Below are 16,358 nucleotides of genomic sequence, written 5' to 3' on the forward strand. Positions count from 1 at the left end.
GAGACGGAAGGATAAAATATGACTGGGGGAAAATGGTTTGCCAAGAAGAACTATGTCTCACAATCCTAAAGTGGAAGCTTTACCGCCCATGAAGTTTCCATACATTGCTTTAAAACAAAAAAATGCATAAGCCACTCTATAAATAGAAGTACTCATGCACTGTTTTGGAATTTATTTTCCGCCAAAAAATCGTTTAATTTTTGAAAAGACACTGCTTTTTTCTGATTCCAATGATTGAAGGGGGATTGATTCACCAAGAATTCTTCTGGCGATATTTCGATAAGCGATGCTTGCTTTACTGTTTGGATTTAATACGATTGGCTCTCCGCTGTTAGACGCTTTAATTACTTCATCATCATCAGCTACGATTCCAATTAAATCAATCGACAAATGAGTGGTCACTTCATCGACATCAAGCATTTCTCCACTTTTCATCATATGACTGCGAATCCGGTTAATGACTAACTTTGGTGGTTCTACCCCTTCTTCTTTTTCAATCAACCCAATAATTCGGTCTGCATCTCTAACTGCGGAGACTTCAGGAGTGGTAACAACGATCGCCTTGTCCGCACCAGCAACCGCATTTTTATACCCCTGTTCAATTCCGGCTGGGCAATCAATAATAATATAATCATAGTCTATTTTTAATGCGTCAACTAATTTTTTCATTTGTTCTGGCGTTACTGAATTTTTATCACTTGTTTGAGCAGCAGGAAGAAGATAAAGGAGATCATCGAATCGTTTATCTTTTACTAGCGCTTGGTGGATTTTACATCTCTCCTCAATAACATCAACAAGATCATAGATGATTCTATTTTCCAGCCCCATGACGACATCAAGATTACGTAAGCCAATATCTGTATCTATTAAACAAACACGCTTACCTTGGATCGCTAAAGCTGTTCCAATGTTTGCTGAAGTTGTTGTTTTTCCAACTCCGCCTTTTCCTGATGTTATAACGATTGCTTCTCCCATCCTACAGTCCCCTTTCCAATCGGTTTAAATTCGGCCGAATATGCATTAAAACTTGTAACCTATCAATCATCATTTGATTATTAGAATCGATATAAGCACATTCCATTTCTCTTGGTTCTAAATCATCAACATGATCGGGAGCCCGATTAATATATTCACTAATTCGAAGCTGTGATGGTTTCATAATCGAGGCAGCAATAATTGCTTCTTGATTTCCATAACAACCTGCGTGGGCAATCCCTTTTAAGGTTCCCATGATAAAAATGTTCCCACCCGCCATCACGGTTCCACCTGGATTGACATCACCAATTAACAATAGGTCTCCCGGTACTTTTAACACCTGACCAGAACGAATAATTTTTGAAACAGAAACAATCTCTTGTTCCTGTTTCATTTGCTCGAGCTCATCTTTTGTAACTACATTTGAATGAATGGAATCTACAATCAAATTTTTATTATCGTCTATAATTTCTTTTAGTTCGACCATTTGTTCTTCTGTTAAATAGCGATTACCTAATTGGACCTTTACAGTGATTAGCTGGTGGTCTGCTTGTCCTCGAGAATTCTCCTTCAATTTCATCTCGAGCTCTTTCTTTAACTCTTCAAAGGAACAACTATCATTTAAATGAAGGCTGATTCCATCTTTGGTTCCTTTGATGGTTACATTTTGGAGTTTTTTCATTATAAAGAATTTCACCTCAACTAGAACACTGTCATACATGAAAGCATAGTAAAGACACTTTTGTTTTTCGTTAATTATATTCGCCAAGGCGAATTTGCGCCTATATTTTATCACGCTTTAGTGCACCACACCCTGTGGCTTTCGCCTGAATAGGACACCGTGCCCGCCGCCAAGCTTTCTCAATAAACTTCCTTTAGAAGCATATGGCATCCGCCAAAGGGTTTTTCTCATTCAGCTAGGCGTGAACCCGCACCTGAATGGAAAGAATATTACATTCATTCTTACTTATAAGATGAGAGAATTTTGCTAATAGAAGTTAAAACCGTTTTATATCTTCGACAACGATCTGTAAATTTCCTTTTAATCAATTGATTTTTATTAAATCAACTTTACTAAATCTATTTTATTAGAATAGTAAAACCTATTCATTTAATGATTGTGCATATGAATCCAAGAATCTTTTCATAGGGAAGGCTGTAATTACAATAAATATACTATTTAGAATCAAGGTTGGAAGTAAGCGAGCATTTAGAAAGTGAACAAAGGTCATATCTGTAATTCCAATGAGAAGGTTTATTTGATAGACTCCTAATTCTAATAAGGCAACACCGATTACGGTAACAACTGAAACAACAAAGATGTTCGTTTGAAGCAACTTCATTAGCCAAGCTGCTATATATGTAACTAAAGGAAGAAGAAATAAATGAATTCCAATAATTTCTGTATAAACAATATCAAATAACAATCCAAAAACTACCCCATAGATAAGTCCATGCCTACGATTTCCGTAAACCGCAGTAAATATAATCACTACGATTAGAAAATGTGGGACTAGAATGGTCTTACTTGAAGAAAAGGCTTCAGGTAAGAGTTCGACAAAAATACTTTCAAATATAAAACAGAGGCTGATAATAAGAGGAAGAAAAAACTTCATTACTCTTTCTCCTCCTCTTCACCCATCATATCACTTAATATAGGCTGAGTCATCGTTCTTTTCACTACCATCACATGTTCGATATCATAGAAATCAGCACTCGGTTTCACGTAAGCAGTTTGTGTTAACCCGTATTCATCTGGAACCACCTCTTCAACGGTGCCAATGATCAGACCTGAAGGAAAAAGACCGCCCAATCCAGATGTTTGAACCGTTTGACCTTCCTTAATTTTTGCCTCATAAGGGATTTTTCTTAAAAGGAGCATTTCACGTTCTTTATCAAAGCCTTCAATTTGACCGTAAAATTTTTCATCTCCAATAATTTCAGCTGACACTCGATTCGTTGAATCATTTGAACTTAGTAATTGCACAGTGGCCGTTAACTGACGACTGTTTTTTACTTTTCCTATTAATCCGGTTGAGGTAATGACCGACATATTGGCTTCGATTCCACTTGTTGAGCCTTTATTAATGATGACAAGTTCATTCCAACGCTCGGGATTACGACCGATAACTGTTGCTTGAATAGGCTCAAAATCACGTAATGATTCTTGTTTATCTAATACATCACGTAGTTTTGTATTTTCATCTTCCAAACTTTGCACATCTGCTTTTAACTGTGCTAAATCATTTAACTTCGATTTTAACTCTTTATTTTCCTCATATGTATTTTGCAAGTCTTTTACATTTTCAAAAAAACCGGCGATAGAATGAGCCGGCCTAGACACAAGGGTTTGAGCCCAGCCGACGGTATCTTTGACGAACTGCTCCGGCCAGGTCAACTCTTCACGTTGTTTTAATGAAAACCCAATTAATGCCACGAGAATGATAATGCTAACAAGCAAAATAATCAGGCGTTTGTTCAAAAAGAACTGTGGCATACGTACACACCTCTATCTGATGTTAGCGAGCGTCTTTCGCTTTATTTTTAAATAAATGGATATGATCAAGTGCTTTACCGGTACCAATCGCAACACAATCAAGCGGATTTTCGGCAATTAAGACAGGCATATTCGTTTCTTCACTAATCACCTTGTCTAAATTATGAAGAAGCGCTCCTCCTCCTGTTAAAACAATCCCACGATCCATAATATCGGCTGCAAGTTCTGGTGGGGTTCTTTCTAAAGTAACCTTTACCCCTTCAACAATCGCTAAAACCGTATCTTTAAGTGCATTAGCAATCTCTGCCGCTGTAATTTCAATGGTTTTCGGCAGACCTGTTAATAGATCACGACCACGTATCTCCATATTCTCGATTCCATCTGGATCACCTGCAGATCCAACTTCCATTTTAATGGCTTCTGAAGTACGTTCCCCAATCATTAGATTATACGTTTTACGAATATAATTCACGATGGACTCGTCCATTTCGTCTCCAGCAATTCGAATCGATTGGCTTGTAACAATTCCACCTAGTGAGATAATGGCGACTTCCGTTGTTCCCCCGCCAATATCCACGACCATGCTGCCAGTTGGTTCCCATACAGGTAAATTCGCACCAATTGCAGCTGCGAACGGTTCTTCAATGGTATAAGCATCTCTCGCTCCCGCTTGGCGAGTCGCGTCTATAACCGCTCTTTCCTCGACCGCAGTAATGCCAGACGGTACACAGACCATTACATATGGTTTACCAGAAAAAATGCTTTTTGATTTTGTTGCTTCCTTAATATAATACTTCATCATAACTGCGGTTGTATCATAATCAGCAATGACTCCATCTTTCATAGGACGTAATGCGACAACATTGCCTGGCGTTCGACCGATCATGTTTTTCGCATCATTTCCAACTGCAACAATACTTTTCGTATCCGTCTGCAGTGCTACAACAGATGGTTCTCTAACGACGACCCCTTTTCCTTTTACATACACTAATGTATTTGCCGTTCCGAGATCAATTCCAAGATCTCTTGTACCAAATCCAAACATGGTTGTATCTCCCCTTTTAACATAGTGCAAAAACAGTTCGACCTATTTTTACTCTTAAAACCAAAAAAAACTCTCTTCAAATTATGGCAATTGCTTGGCAGCTATGTTCAATCCGTATCATACTAAATTACTAGTGAAAACATACAGCCAAATTAGTATCTATTTCAAGTATATCGCATATCGTAGCTGTTCAGAAACTTTTAACAAAACCTTACATTTCGTCAAAAAATCACAAGTAATATTATATCGTAAGAAAGGTCAAAATCATAGTCTTATAAATAGCCTTTCTCCTTCAAACTGCAAAATTTATTTTCGCCAATGATCAAATGATCAAGCAAATCGATGCCTAGGATCTTTCCACATTCATTTAAGCGCCTTGTCACATCAATATCTTCGCGACTTGGTGCCGGATCTCCGGAGGGATGGTTATGGATACAGATGATTGAGGCTGCAGAGCGTCTTAATGCTTCTTTGAAAACCTCGCGGGGATGTACAATCGAGGCGTTCAAACTGCCAATAAAAACGGTTTTCTTGCACATGACTTGATTTTTTGTATTGAGATAAAGGGTAACGAAGTGTTCTTGTGTGAGGAAGCGCATGTCATTCATAACGTATTTTGCACCGTCTTCCGGAGAGCGGATGACATAGCGATCATCGTAGTTTAAATTGGAGACTCTTCTGCCTAATTCAAGGGCTGCAAGGACTAGGATGGCTTTCGCTGAACCAATCCCTTTAATGGCAGTCATTTCATCAAGCGTGGCATCTTTTAATAATCGTAACCCTTCAAATTCAGTTAACAGGCGGTTAGCTAATTGAAGGACAGATTCTTCTTTCGTACCTGTACGAAGTAAAAGGGCCAGTAATTCATGGTTGGATAAGCTTTCTGGCCCTGAATGGATAAATCGTTCTCTAGGTCGTTCATCTTTAGGAAAATCACGGATCATTAATGAATTAGTTGTCAATTTGAACTCCTCCCTATTCTTTAGTAGAGCGGGAGTATGAAGAATATTATAGTTGGAAGCCTGATTGTTTCAGCTCCCTAACCGTCCGGGCGACTGGAAGTCCAACAACCGCAAAGTAATCTCCTGTTATTTTTTTCACAAGGAGACTTCCAAAGCCTTGAATACCGTAGGCTCCAGCTTTATCGAATGGTTCACCCGTATCCAGGTATTGATTGATTTCCTCATGTGACAACTCCCAAAACTCTACATCAGTATTTTCGTAAAATTTTCGGACTTCTGTTGGGGTGATAATCGCTACTCCCGTAAAAACAGAGTGGCTTTTTCCTGATAATCTTTGTAGCATCGCATAGGCTTCTTCACGGTTTTGTGGTTTTCCTAACACATCATCGTCTTTTACTACAATGGTATCGGAACCAATAACAATAGAGGACGGATGACTTGTAGCGACTGCCTGCGCTTTTCGATAAGCTAATTCCATCACAATTTCATGTGGAGTCCAGTCTGGATTATATTGCTCATCCACATCACTACTTATGGCCTTAAATTCAATTTGAAGATTTTCTAGAAGTTCTTTTCGTCGTGGAGAAGATGAGGCTAAAATGAGGTCTTGCATGTTTTCACTCCTTTATTTTCTAGTAGGGGAGATACATATCCATCCTACCATTTCTTGTAAATACAAACAACAGTATGCAAATTTTTACGAAAAAGTAGAGAAACGATAAAACAGGTTTATCGTTTCTCTACTTTAAGTTATTTATTTCCCAGAAAATACTTTTCTCGACTTTATTTGCCTAACTCGTTCGATTATAAGCTTTGATAATTAGCCAAAAATGTCAATAAATGCTGTTGAACCGTATTCAATGTACTAGTTTGTGGCTTTTGATCATATATCTTTAATTGGGCAACTGCCGCTTCCAGTTGTGAATGAAGTTGGATAATGTTTTTATTTTGCAACTTTTCTTTACTAATCTTCTTCAAACTGGCATGTTGTTGATTCACTTCGTCCATTAATCCTTGTGGAACTTTATCGGTTCCATTAGTAGAGGCAACACTTGCTAGAATACTTTGAAAAATCTGTGGAGAAGCTTCTAGTAACTTTTTCTCTTCGTCATGTAAATTTGATAGATTTTTTTCACCCACACTCCATTGTTTTGCATACGTATCTACTCCACTTGCTTTTAATTCAGTTCCAATGGATTTGGCTCCCTCGACCTGATTGGATACCCCCACAAACAATGCGAATTGACCATCCGATGTAAAAACTTCTGCTGGGATTCCTTTATCATTCAAACCTTTTTTGATTTGAGCTGCAGACTCTTGAGTAGAATAAATTCCTTCTTGTACAACAGCAGCAGCAATGGCTGGGCGAGCAGCTGTTAACGTTCCATTACTTGTACTTTTTTCATCAGTAGGCGGAGCCTCCATCCCTTCGTTTACAACTGGCAGGTCATCTTCCACCACTTTTTCAGCCGGTACGATTTTAAGTAGCATGAGTCCAAAGAAAGTGCCGAGAAGTACCGCAAAAAAGATGGAGAAAAAGGTGGAGAGATTTATTTTTTTGAATGGCAATTTTTTTACTTTAAATGGATGATTTGTGGTCAAGTTTGGAATCTTCTTCTTTTTAGTAGAATCTGGGGTCGTTTTAATATCTTCTTTGATTGGGGTCGTTGTCGTTTTTGGTAAAACCCACTCAAAGCTATCACTTTCATCCGTTTGTTCCTTTGCCGCAGCCGTTTCACTATTGGTCGGATTGATAGGTTTGGAAGGTGTAGTCTTTTGTTGTTTAGAGTCAATCTTTTGTTTCTCTAGGAGATCTTTATCTTTTTCAACAAACGAATTTTCTTTTCCGTTTATTTTAATCGTAATCGTTTTCGGTTCTTTTGGCTTGTCCATTAGGTAAGTCCTCCCTGAAATGCTCATTGGTAACATCCTAACATATGGGTCAAAAAAAATAACAAGACTTTTGTCGTCTTGTTAGGGAATGCTTTCGTCAAATTTCGATTTATATTTTATAATGTTAATCAGATTCTATACCAAATTTTTAATCTATTAGATCCCTTCATAAATCGATAACATCGGCATCATGGCCGCCAGTACAATCAAACCAACGATTCCTCCTAAAATAGCAATCATTAACGGCTCTAATACTGTACTTAATCGCGAAGCCATCTGTTCTACCTCTTCTTCATAGAAGTCCGCTATTTTTTCCAACATGGTGTCCAATTGTCCGGTTTCTTCTCCAATTGCCACCATATGACTGACTAAGTTTGGAAAAACCCAGCTTTGAGCTAATGGCATCGACAAACTAGCACCCATACGTAAAGATTCTCGAGATTCATCTAAAACTTTTTCAAATACTTTATTTCCCGAAACTTCTCCACTCATTCTTAAAATTTGTAATACAGGTACAGAGCTGGCGAACAAGGAAGCCATCGTTCTTGAGATTCTCGCGATGATTTGCTTTTGCGCTAACATGCCGAATACAGGAATCTTCAATTTAACTAAATCAATCATATACTGTCCTTTTGGATTTCTCTTGACGGCTAGATAAGATGCAATGAGTAAAACAACAAATAAAACACAAATATACCAGTAATCAATCATAAAGTTTGAAATAGCAAGGACTATTTTTGTGGGTAATGGAATTTCTCCTCCTACTGATAATAAATTATCTAGTAAACTTGGGAGTACTTGTGTTAATAGAATCACGACAACTACAACTGCTACAATGGATACGACAATCGGATACATCATCGCAGATTTCACTTTTCCGTGGATTTTATGTTCCTTCTCATAGAAAATTGCTAATTGATCCATCACCTTTTCCAAATCTCCACTCGTTTCTCCGGCTAAGATCATATTAATAAAAACTTTATCAAAAATTTTAGGGAACTTTTTACAGGCTTCTGAAAAAGAGAGTCCTGAGCGGATATCTTGGTAAATAGCATTCAATGCTTTTTTCAAAGCTTTTGACGAAACTTGGTCCGTTAATAATCGAATCGAATCAGCAATCGGTGTACCAGCATTCAACAAAGTGGCAAGCTGACGACAAAACATCACAAAATCCTGACTTTTTACAGGCTTTCCAATTGTAATGTCTAAGTCTTTTGTTAAAAACGTCTCTTTCTTCTTTGTGATTTCAGATATATATAAACCCTTGCTTTTTAATACTTCCATTGCTTCAGCTTTGGATATAACATCTAATTTTCCTTTTACTTCCTTCCCTGTTCGCGAATCAATTCCTTTATATTGATAAACCACCTTTATTACCCCCCTTTCTCACCATCTGCTTATTGATGTTTATCCCAGTTTGGAACATACTCATCTGCGATCGCTTCGGTAACCATCCCTCTTTCGACTAATTGGGAAACAGCCATATTCATTGTCATCATGCCACTAGCTTTACCTGTTTCCAATACGGTTTGAATTTGGTGAATTTTATTTGAGCGAATTAAATTGGCGACTGCATAGTTTGAAACTAATATTTCAAAAGCCGCCACTCGCCCGCTTCCTTCCGCTGTCGGCAATAATCGTTGTGAAATGACTCCGACTAATGTGCTGGCTAATTGTGTACGTATTTGCTGTTGATGTTCAGCAGAAAATACATCAATGATCCGATCAACCGTTTGGGCAGCACCGGTCGTGTGAAGGGTTGCTAACACAAGATGGCCAGTTTCAGCCGCAGTAATCGCGGTTTGAATGGTATCTAGGTCCCGCATCTCTCCAACGAGAATCACATCAGGGTCTTGACGAAGGGCAGCCCGCAATCCAACTGAAAAAGATTGACTATCTTGACCAATTTCGCGTTGATTCACAATACTATTTTTATGACGATGAAGATATTCAATCGGATCTTCTAATGTCAAAATATGCTTACTTTGGGTCTCATTAATATAATCAATAATAGCAGCCAATGTCGTAGATTTACCACTCCCGGTTGGCCCTGTGACAAGTAAGATCCCTTGTGTGTTCTTAGCGAATTCCTTTGTAACAGAAGGTAGGTTTAACGACTCAATCGTAGGAATTTGGCTGTTAATTACACGACAGACAATTCCAACCGAGCCTCTTTGTCTGTATGTATTGACCCGAAAACGGCAAATCCCTTTTAACGAAAAGGAAAAGTCCAGCTCTCCAACTTCAAGAAAGCGTTCAAACTGATCCTTTGTTGTAATTTCTTGTGCCATTCGCAGTGTATCTTCAGGTGTCAAATTGTCTACACCAATTCTTTTTAATTTTCCATTGATCCGTACAATCGGTGTAACACCTGTTGTTATGTGTAAATCTGAAGCATTGTTTTTAAAAGCAAAATGAAGTAATTTTTCCATTGTCAAAACATTTGTTGTTATCATCGCTCTTATTCCCTTCATCTTTATCCCGAATGAACAGGTCGTAAAGCGTCTACTATGGTCGTTTCACCTTATACGATCACTCGATAAATTTCCTCCAGTGTTGTTAGTCCTTTCGATACTTTGTCTAGCCCATCCGCGAACATTCCCTTAAATCCAAGCTGTTCAACATATTGACGGTACATGGAATCAGGATGCTTTTTAGTGATCATTTCTCTTAAGTGATCATCTAACAAAACCGTTTCATGAATCGCCATTCTTCCTTTATACCCCGTACTGTTGCAGTTAGAACAACCTGTACCTCTTACTATTCCACTCGTTGGAAGTCCTTGTGTTTCAAAAAGAAGTTTTTCCTCATCTGTTAAGTGGTAAGTGGTCGCACAATGAGGACATACCTTTCGTACTAAGCGCTGGGCTAAAACACCAACTAAAGATGACGCAACTAAGAAAGGCTCAACCCCCATATCAATTAACCGACTGATCGCACTAACCGCATCATTTGTATGAAGTGTACTTAACACTAAGTGCCCTGTCATCGCTGAGCGTAAAGCGATCTCTGCTGTCTCTGAATCACGAATTTCCCCGACCATGATAATGTCTGGATCTTGACGTAAAATCGAGCGCAAACCAGCCGCAAAAGTCATACCAATATTGGCCCTTACTTGTACTTGATTAATCCCCTTGATTTGATACTCAACTGGGTCTTCTACCGTAATAATGTTTACAGTATCATCATTTAACTCTTGTAGAGCGGTATATAACGTTGTTGATTTCCCTGATCCTGTTGGACCTGTTACGAGAATAAGTCCATAGGCATGTGTAATTGCCTTACGGAAGTTTTTTTCATTAGCTTCTGAGAAGCCTAATAGATGGATTCCCAATGTTACACTTTGTGTATCTAATAAACGCATGACCACTTTCTCACCATAAACCGTTGGTAAAATTGAAACCCGAATATCAATCGTTTTTAATTCGAGATCCATCTTAAAGCGGCCATCCTGTGGCAACCGCTTTTCAGCAATGTTTAACCTGGACATGATTTTAATTCGTGACACAAGGACATTATTCATTTGGATAGGCAACGAACGTTCAGTTCGAAGGATCCCATCGACTCTTAGTCTGATGAGCATGTCTGTTTCTTGAGGATCAAAGTGAATATCACTTGCTCCAAGCCCAACCGCTTGACTGATTAACTGGTTTACCATTTTGGCAACAGCTGAATCATCATTTTGCTGTGCTTCTAATAAGGCTAGATCATCTTCATACAACGGAATTTCTTGAAGCATTTGATCAATTGATTTTTGCATCCCATAATAACGATTAATCGCAAGACGTAGCTCGTCTTTTTTAGCAATGGCTGGATCAATCTCAAAGCCTGTACTTAACCGAAGATCATCAAGAGCAAAATAGTCAAGGGGGTCAGACATCGCAACCATCAGGCGGTTATTGGATTTTTTCAAAGGCAATATTTGATATTTTCTCGCTAGTTCCTCCGAAATAATGTTGATTAATTTCCGATCTATTTTTTGTTTGTATAAGTCAACATGTGGGATTCCTAACTGAAATTCTAGTACTTCAATGATTTGTTGTTCACTTACTAGATTCATAGCGATTAACTGATCGCCAAGCCTGAGTCCAGTATTTTTTTGCTCGTGTAAGGCATCCATTAACTGTTGCTCAGTAATAATGGAGGCTTCAACTAGCAAATCTCCTAATCTTTTTCGCTTTTGAATCATTTGCTATCCCTTCTTTTCTTAAAAACTGGCCTAATGAACCCGATTAAGTTAAGTCAGCTGGAACATAGCGGTTTAAAATCAACATAAAATCTAGTAGTAACCCTTCAGCTTCCCATAAGGATTCAAGGCTTCCGTCATCATTTACACTATTTTGCAATCGTTGATCCAACCGGTGTAAAATCAACACGCTATCTTGAAGTTCCTTTTTTCGCTCTTCACTAACGTCCTTGACAATAGACTCTTGAACCTTACTTTCAAATGTTTTTATTTTGCTTTGAACTGTATTCAACTGCTCTTCGGTTATTGAACGATCATTTTTAGTAATATGATTCGTTAAAATTTCAGTCGTCGTACTTACAAGATTGTCAGCTTCTTTTAAGAACAATTCCTTTTCAGCTTCTGTTAATCGATAAGGTAATGTTTTAACATAAGAATCAAAGCCTTTGTTTTTTAACATCTCTACGATTTTTTGTGCCGAATCCATGCTGCTGTCTGTGGCTGTATAGATATAAAATAGTTCATCTCCAATAATTCTAGGGTAGATTCCAGCTTCTACTAGATCTTGAGCTACCAGATTTACCGAATTAGTTGTAGCATAGGCACCTGTTTGTACAACAAGAAACAAGGGCTCACCTTCACGTTTAGATTCCGGTGCACTGTATACTTTATTTTTCGGGTCGATTTCCGCTAGGTTCTTACCTTTATCTTCACTCGTATTATTTTCTTGTTCTTTTTCTTGTTCTTTCTTTTCAGAAGCTGATGATCTTTTCTCCTCAGCATTGCTGTTGTTTCCTCGATTAGGAAAGTCCAATCCATTCCCCTTCTCAGTAGAACTTTCATTTTCTTTCGGAGGAGAACTCTCACTGTCCTTCGATGTAAAATTTTCTTCATCCTCATGAGGAATGTCCTTTTCGGCTTCTACTTGAGGTAAGGGATTTTCGCCACCATTAATAACATCACTTTCAACTACTGAAACGATTGGTTCGATATAGCGATTAATTTTTGATGGGGCAAAATCGTAGTCTAATTCAAAAACGCTATCTTCATTAATAAACTGCTCGAACTCCTTGCTGTAAAAAGCACGAATAGTAATAACACCTTCTAAACGGCCATTTTCTTCATTAATAGAGTAATCAAAGCTTTGAATATGAATAATTCGTTTAAATGTTTCAATGGCTTCTAGATATTGGTGTACGTCTTCTACTTCCCCATTTACATCGATAGCAAATTCAACATAAGAAACACTTAGAGCTTTGACCTCTTCTAATTTCTCCTGCTCTTCTAACCGTTTAAGAGTTTCTTCCGGCAAAATATGTAACCACCCGTTTGTTTCTGGTTGTTGAACAGTTTCAGGATTACTTTCCGTACTCTCTTGAGTTTCCCCAATGGATTGGGAATCATTATTTTCTATAGGTTCAACCGCTATTGGAGCCAAACCATTCGGATGATCACTTATCGAAATATGATCGATGACCGCACCTGTTTCAATTTCTGATTTTTCAAGTTCTTTTATGACGTCTTCCACACTAGGATTTGCAGGAACTTTCCCTAATAAAACTTCTTTTTCTTGTGCTGTAAACGTTTGTGGGGTTAACTCATTTAGGTGCCCTTGATAAAATGACACATCAGATTGGATTCTATTAAGCTCTTGTTCTTTAGCTTCTTCCTCTGCAGCTAATGGACGAATAACAAAAAAGAAGAATAATGCCAATATCATAAATAAAAGTAAGACAATGATTAAAACGGTGTTTTTATTTTCCTCTAACCACCTTGTCATTGATCGACACCTACTAACGTTTTTACCTTTAATTCAAAGGTTGAATCATAGGTTAAACTTTCTCCATCTACCGTAATACTCGTCAGTTTTACTTCATTTACAAAAGGTGCATTCAACAATCGATCGAGATAAATGGCTGAGTCCCCTTTTGAATAAAAGTTAACCGTCATACTTAAGTCTCCATTGTTGTTATACGTATAGGCTGTTACATCCGACTTTTCTGGCAAAATGCTTTTTACTCTCTCGTGAAATTTACTACTGTCCACATAAATCGTACTTAATCCTACAGCGGTTGCCTTATACTGATCCGTGAAATTAAACGCTGTAACACCGGTCGTTTTTTCTTGGTATTCTTTTAATAAAGTATCTCTTGTTTGTGTTTGAGACTCTATATTTATTGATAAATTTTCAATCGAATTTTTCTTATCAAAATACGTGTAAGTTAATACAAAAGCAGTAATAACAACAGCTACAATTCCTAAAACTGGGACTAGAAAAACGGAACTTTTTTCTTTTGTACTATAGGTTTGAGGTAATAAATTAATTCGAAATTCCATAATTGTCCTCCATTGTACTGCCCTTCGATTATTTTTGTTTATTTTTGTTTTTTTATCAGGCATAACGGGCAGTAAGACCTCCACCTCAAGATTCTAAGTATAATAAAAGAAGTTGGGTGGGGGATCAACTGCCCGTAAAGCTCCGATTGGTTCAACTAACCATCAGTGGGGGATGAGAGAAAACCCCACTGATGGAAGTTTCACTTTATGTCATTAGCCCTCATTGCTAGACCTATAGCCACACTACATGAATCTAATAGATTTTCATTTGAAAAGTTATGATCGAGAATGGAACGATAGTCGATTCGCACCACTTCTTCTGTACCCATTCTTTCTTTCAATGTTCGAAGCATCTTATCTGTACTTTCTCCCGTAACAATAATTCTTTTAAACTCACTATCTCGTTCATTTAAGGAATAACGGAAGAAATTCTGTGCCTTCTCAATTTCAAGTGCGATTTGATTCACAAAATCATTCTGATTGCGATGTGTGACTTCGTCAATGGTTGCGGCAATTTCACCTTGCGTCTCTTTAAACGCAGGCAGGTCCTCCTCAAATAATAAAACATCATCATTATAGCTTCGCCCGGGTGTAACCAAGTTTGATAGGAAGTCACTCGTATTAATTGACATCATTCTTGAGAAAACAATCATATGATCTTTAAATATATGAATATCAAATGAATTCCCCGAAACATCAATGATCATCTCGGTTTCACTTAACCAGAGGGGATGAGCATAGGAAAGTAATCGTTGTAGAGCTAAACCGCGGATTTCAGCTGTTAATGGTTTCAGCCCAGCTTCCATACAAACATCCGCTAAATCCTGTGATAGTGATTGTGATGTAGCAAAAAGCAAGACCTCACTTTTCGGGCCTTCCATATTCTTTTGAATCCCTTGGGCAAGGTCATCTAGAGACAACTCTTCTTCATCTATATCATGTCTAACATCTATACGATTAGGAATAATTGAACCAATCTTAACAAAGTCATAAATGGGATTCTCAAATGGCAAATGAATGCTTTCCCCGATCTCAAACTGCAATATTTTACCTAACTCAGCCTCACCAATGTCTGGCAATGTAGTAATCTTTCGGATTAGGGTGTTTTGCGTTGGGATGGCTAGATGGACGTCTTTTGAGAGTGAGCCGCTTCTTACGGAATCTTCCAAAAGGATGGCTAAGTCTTCAAACTGGTTTACTCGACCTCCAGTAATAATAGAGGCATCAACATCTATTTTAGAAATGTCATGGACAACAGGCATTCCTCTTTCAAGTTTGACTGTTGCACATGTTATGTAATTTTCATGGAAATCGATTCCCGAGAATTTTTTTGGGCGGAAAAACATGGTGTTCACCTCAAGTTTCACATTATATTATTGTCTTTTTGTAGATAGGTTTAGGTTTCTATCAACATTTGATAATATTTCTACTCTCTCAATGGTTATGGAGTCATCTGGATCACTTGGATTATTTATTTCACTTTCATTACATATAGTTGAAATCAAACTACACGGTATTCCATTTGCTTCTCCTTTAATTGTTATTGCAGCCGATGCATTTCCGTCTAGATTCTTAACAATTATCCCTGTATCAATTTCCATATTTGAATTCCCATTAAAAGAAAAGTTTTCAACCACTAATACACCTTCAACCAATAAATTTGGTGTTCCATTAAAGGTCAAGTTCTTGATATAGTAAATTTGCCCCTTAGGTACATGAAGCGATCGATTTCCATTTACCTTCAAATTTTCTACATTCAGCGTAACAATTGAAGAAGGTTTTTGTTGTATTTCTTCTACTACAGCAAAAAAGTCAGAAGCAGAAATTTGATTTCTTTTTTCATCGGGTATTTTAATAATAGTTTCTTCTTTCATTTTATTACTCTTAATGTTAAAATTAAGCGCTTTTCCTGCAGTCGAAGGTGGAGTTGTTGTAATCGGTACAGTAGTTATTTGTGATATGGCATTTACTTTTATTTCAGCTATTCTCTTAATATTTGAAGCTTTGGTGTCAAGATAGGAGGCTTCCAAAGTAAGAGAAATAGGAACTACCTTTTCAGGGTTAAACTCTAGCTCCAAAGGATCATATAACTTTCCATTTATGGTTTCTTTTATAAGGACTGATGTTTCAGCAATTTTATACTGTTTTTCAATATAATTTTCTTCTATATATTCAGGGGTTTGTGTGAATTCTCTAAGCAGAAAAAAATAAGGTCCTTCTTCCCCGTCTGAATTTTTGTATTTATTCATTTCATCAATTAGACTATTAATTTCTATTTCAAGTGCACCCTCAGCTAAATAAAATTCTTTCTGAATTTCTTTATTCTTTTCAATTGATTCTAGGCTGTACGTAGTTGTATTTAATAAAACTGCCCCTGTTATTGAGAGGAATAATACTGCAAATAACACTAATATCAGGGCGGCACCAGATTGTGATTTGACATATTTACTTATTTGCATGGTA

At 37.5% G+C, this 16,358-nt stretch carries 15 protein-coding genes; all 15 read right to left on the reverse strand.

Annotated elements, in window-relative coordinates:
• Nucleotides 1-171 precede the first annotated feature (171 nt).
• Nucleotides 172-975, reverse strand: a complete 804-nt coding sequence (minD, locus tag R4Z10_RS16555; protein ID WP_338470394.1) for a septum site-determining protein MinD — start codon at nucleotides 973-975, stop codon at nucleotides 172-174.
• A gap of 1 nt (nucleotide 976) precedes the next feature.
• Nucleotides 977-1,657 carry a septum site-determining protein MinC gene (gene minC, locus R4Z10_RS16560; protein ID WP_338470395.1) on the reverse strand — a complete coding sequence of 227 codons (681 nt, stop codon included), beginning with the start codon at nucleotides 1,655-1,657 and terminating at the stop codon, nucleotides 977-979.
• 421 nt (nucleotides 1,658-2,078) lie between these two features.
• Nucleotides 2,079-2,591: a rod shape-determining protein MreD gene (mreD, locus tag R4Z10_RS16565; RefSeq protein WP_338470396.1), complete on the reverse strand. Its 513-nt coding sequence runs from the start codon at nucleotides 2,589-2,591 to the stop codon at nucleotides 2,079-2,081.
• Nucleotides 2,591-3,472 (reverse strand): rod shape-determining protein MreC, encoded by an 882-nt coding sequence (mreC, locus tag R4Z10_RS16570; RefSeq protein WP_338470397.1) that lies wholly within the window; start codon nucleotides 3,470-3,472, stop codon nucleotides 2,591-2,593. Before mreC ends, mreD begins: the two co-directional genes overlap by 1 nt.
• A gap of 22 nt (nucleotides 3,473-3,494) precedes the next feature.
• Complete coding sequence (locus R4Z10_RS16575; protein WP_338470398.1) at nucleotides 3,495-4,517, reverse strand: rod shape-determining protein; 1,023 nt, start codon at nucleotides 4,515-4,517, stop codon at nucleotides 3,495-3,497.
• A 272-nt stretch (nucleotides 4,518-4,789) separates the two neighbouring features.
• A complete protein-coding gene (gene radC / locus R4Z10_RS16580; protein ID WP_338470399.1) occupies nucleotides 4,790-5,479 on the reverse strand; it encodes a DNA repair protein RadC in 690 nt (229 codons plus the stop codon).
• A gap of 46 nt (nucleotides 5,480-5,525) precedes the next feature.
• Complete coding sequence (locus tag R4Z10_RS16585) at nucleotides 5,526-6,092, reverse strand: Maf family protein (protein WP_338470400.1); 567 nt, start codon at nucleotides 6,090-6,092, stop codon at nucleotides 5,526-5,528.
• Between the two features lie 191 nt (nucleotides 6,093-6,283).
• Nucleotides 6,284-7,372 (reverse strand): hypothetical protein, encoded by a 1,089-nt coding sequence (locus tag R4Z10_RS16590; protein WP_338470401.1) that lies wholly within the window; start codon nucleotides 7,370-7,372, stop codon nucleotides 6,284-6,286.
• A 156-nt stretch (nucleotides 7,373-7,528) separates the two neighbouring features.
• The gene (locus R4Z10_RS16595) at nucleotides 7,529-8,740 is read right to left on the reverse strand and encodes a type II secretion system F family protein (RefSeq protein WP_338470402.1); all 1,212 of its coding nucleotides are present in this window, start codon (nucleotides 8,738-8,740) and stop codon (nucleotides 7,529-7,531) included.
• A 29-nt stretch (nucleotides 8,741-8,769) separates the two neighbouring features.
• Entirely contained in the window at nucleotides 8,770-9,846 is a 1,077-nt protein-coding gene (locus R4Z10_RS16600) for a type IV pilus twitching motility protein PilT (protein ID WP_338470403.1), read from the reverse strand.
• Nucleotides 9,847-9,896: 50 nt separating this feature from the next.
• Nucleotides 9,897-11,561 carry an ATPase, T2SS/T4P/T4SS family gene (locus tag R4Z10_RS16605; protein ID WP_338470404.1) on the reverse strand — a complete coding sequence of 555 codons (1,665 nt, stop codon included), beginning with the start codon at nucleotides 11,559-11,561 and terminating at the stop codon, nucleotides 9,897-9,899.
• A 43-nt stretch (nucleotides 11,562-11,604) separates the two neighbouring features.
• On the reverse strand, nucleotides 11,605-13,338 hold the full coding sequence (locus R4Z10_RS16610) for a hypothetical protein (protein WP_338470405.1): 1,734 nt from the start codon (nucleotides 13,336-13,338) through the stop codon (nucleotides 11,605-11,607).
• Nucleotides 13,335-13,895 (reverse strand): hypothetical protein, encoded by a 561-nt coding sequence (locus R4Z10_RS16615; protein WP_338470406.1) that lies wholly within the window; start codon nucleotides 13,893-13,895, stop codon nucleotides 13,335-13,337. Before R4Z10_RS16615 ends, R4Z10_RS16610 begins: the two co-directional genes overlap by 4 nt.
• Before the next feature lie 200 nt (nucleotides 13,896-14,095).
• Nucleotides 14,096-15,241 carry a hypothetical protein gene (locus R4Z10_RS16620; protein ID WP_338470407.1) on the reverse strand — a complete coding sequence of 382 codons (1,146 nt, stop codon included), beginning with the start codon at nucleotides 15,239-15,241 and terminating at the stop codon, nucleotides 14,096-14,098.
• Between the two features lie 27 nt (nucleotides 15,242-15,268).
• A complete protein-coding gene (locus R4Z10_RS16625; protein WP_338470408.1) occupies nucleotides 15,269-16,354 on the reverse strand; it encodes a hypothetical protein in 1,086 nt (361 codons plus the stop codon).
• Nucleotides 16,355-16,358: the final 4 nt, after the last annotated feature.

Origin of the sequence: Niallia sp. XMNu-256 (genome assembly GCF_036670015.1) — a bacterium.
In the GTDB taxonomy this organism is placed as follows: Bacteria; Bacillota; Bacilli; order Bacillales; family Cytobacillaceae; genus Bacillus_BD.

Bases quoted from the DNA above. Each gene is read 5' to 3' on its own strand.
- minD (WP_338470394.1), bottom strand. From the start codon at position 975: ATGGGAGAAGCAATCGTTATAACATCAGGAAAAGGCGGAGTTGGAAAA.
- minC (WP_338470395.1), bottom strand. From the start codon at position 1,657: ATGAAAAAACTCCAAAATGTAACCATCAAAGGAACCAAAGATGGAATC.
- mreD (WP_338470396.1), bottom strand. From the start codon at position 2,591: ATGAAGTTTTTTCTTCCTCTTATTATCAGCCTCTGTTTTATATTTGAA.
- mreC (WP_338470397.1), bottom strand. From the start codon at position 3,472: ATGCCACAGTTCTTTTTGAACAAACGCCTGATTATTTTGCTTGTTAGC.
- R4Z10_RS16575 (WP_338470398.1), bottom strand. From the start codon at position 4,517: ATGTTTGGATTTGGTACAAGAGATCTTGGAATTGATCTCGGAACGGCA.
- R4Z10_RS16585 (WP_338470400.1), bottom strand. From the start codon at position 6,092: ATGCAAGACCTCATTTTAGCCTCATCTTCTCCACGACGAAAAGAACTT.
- R4Z10_RS16590 (WP_338470401.1), bottom strand. From the start codon at position 7,372: ATGGACAAGCCAAAAGAACCGAAAACGATTACGATTAAAATAAACGGA.
- R4Z10_RS16600 (WP_338470403.1), bottom strand. From the start codon at position 9,846: ATGAAGGGAATAAGAGCGATGATAACAACAAATGTTTTGACAATGGAA.
- R4Z10_RS16605 (WP_338470404.1), bottom strand. From the start codon at position 11,561: ATGATTCAAAAGCGAAAAAGATTAGGAGATTTGCTAGTTGAAGCCTCC.
- R4Z10_RS16610 (WP_338470405.1), bottom strand. From the start codon at position 13,338: ATGACAAGGTGGTTAGAGGAAAATAAAAACACCGTTTTAATCATTGTC.
- R4Z10_RS16615 (WP_338470406.1), bottom strand. From the start codon at position 13,895: ATGGAATTTCGAATTAATTTATTACCTCAAACCTATAGTACAAAAGAA.
- R4Z10_RS16620 (WP_338470407.1), bottom strand. From the start codon at position 15,241: ATGTTTTTCCGCCCAAAAAAATTCTCGGGAATCGATTTCCATGAAAAT.
- R4Z10_RS16625 (WP_338470408.1), bottom strand. From the start codon at position 16,354: ATGCAAATAAGTAAATATGTCAAATCACAATCTGGTGCCGCCCTGATA.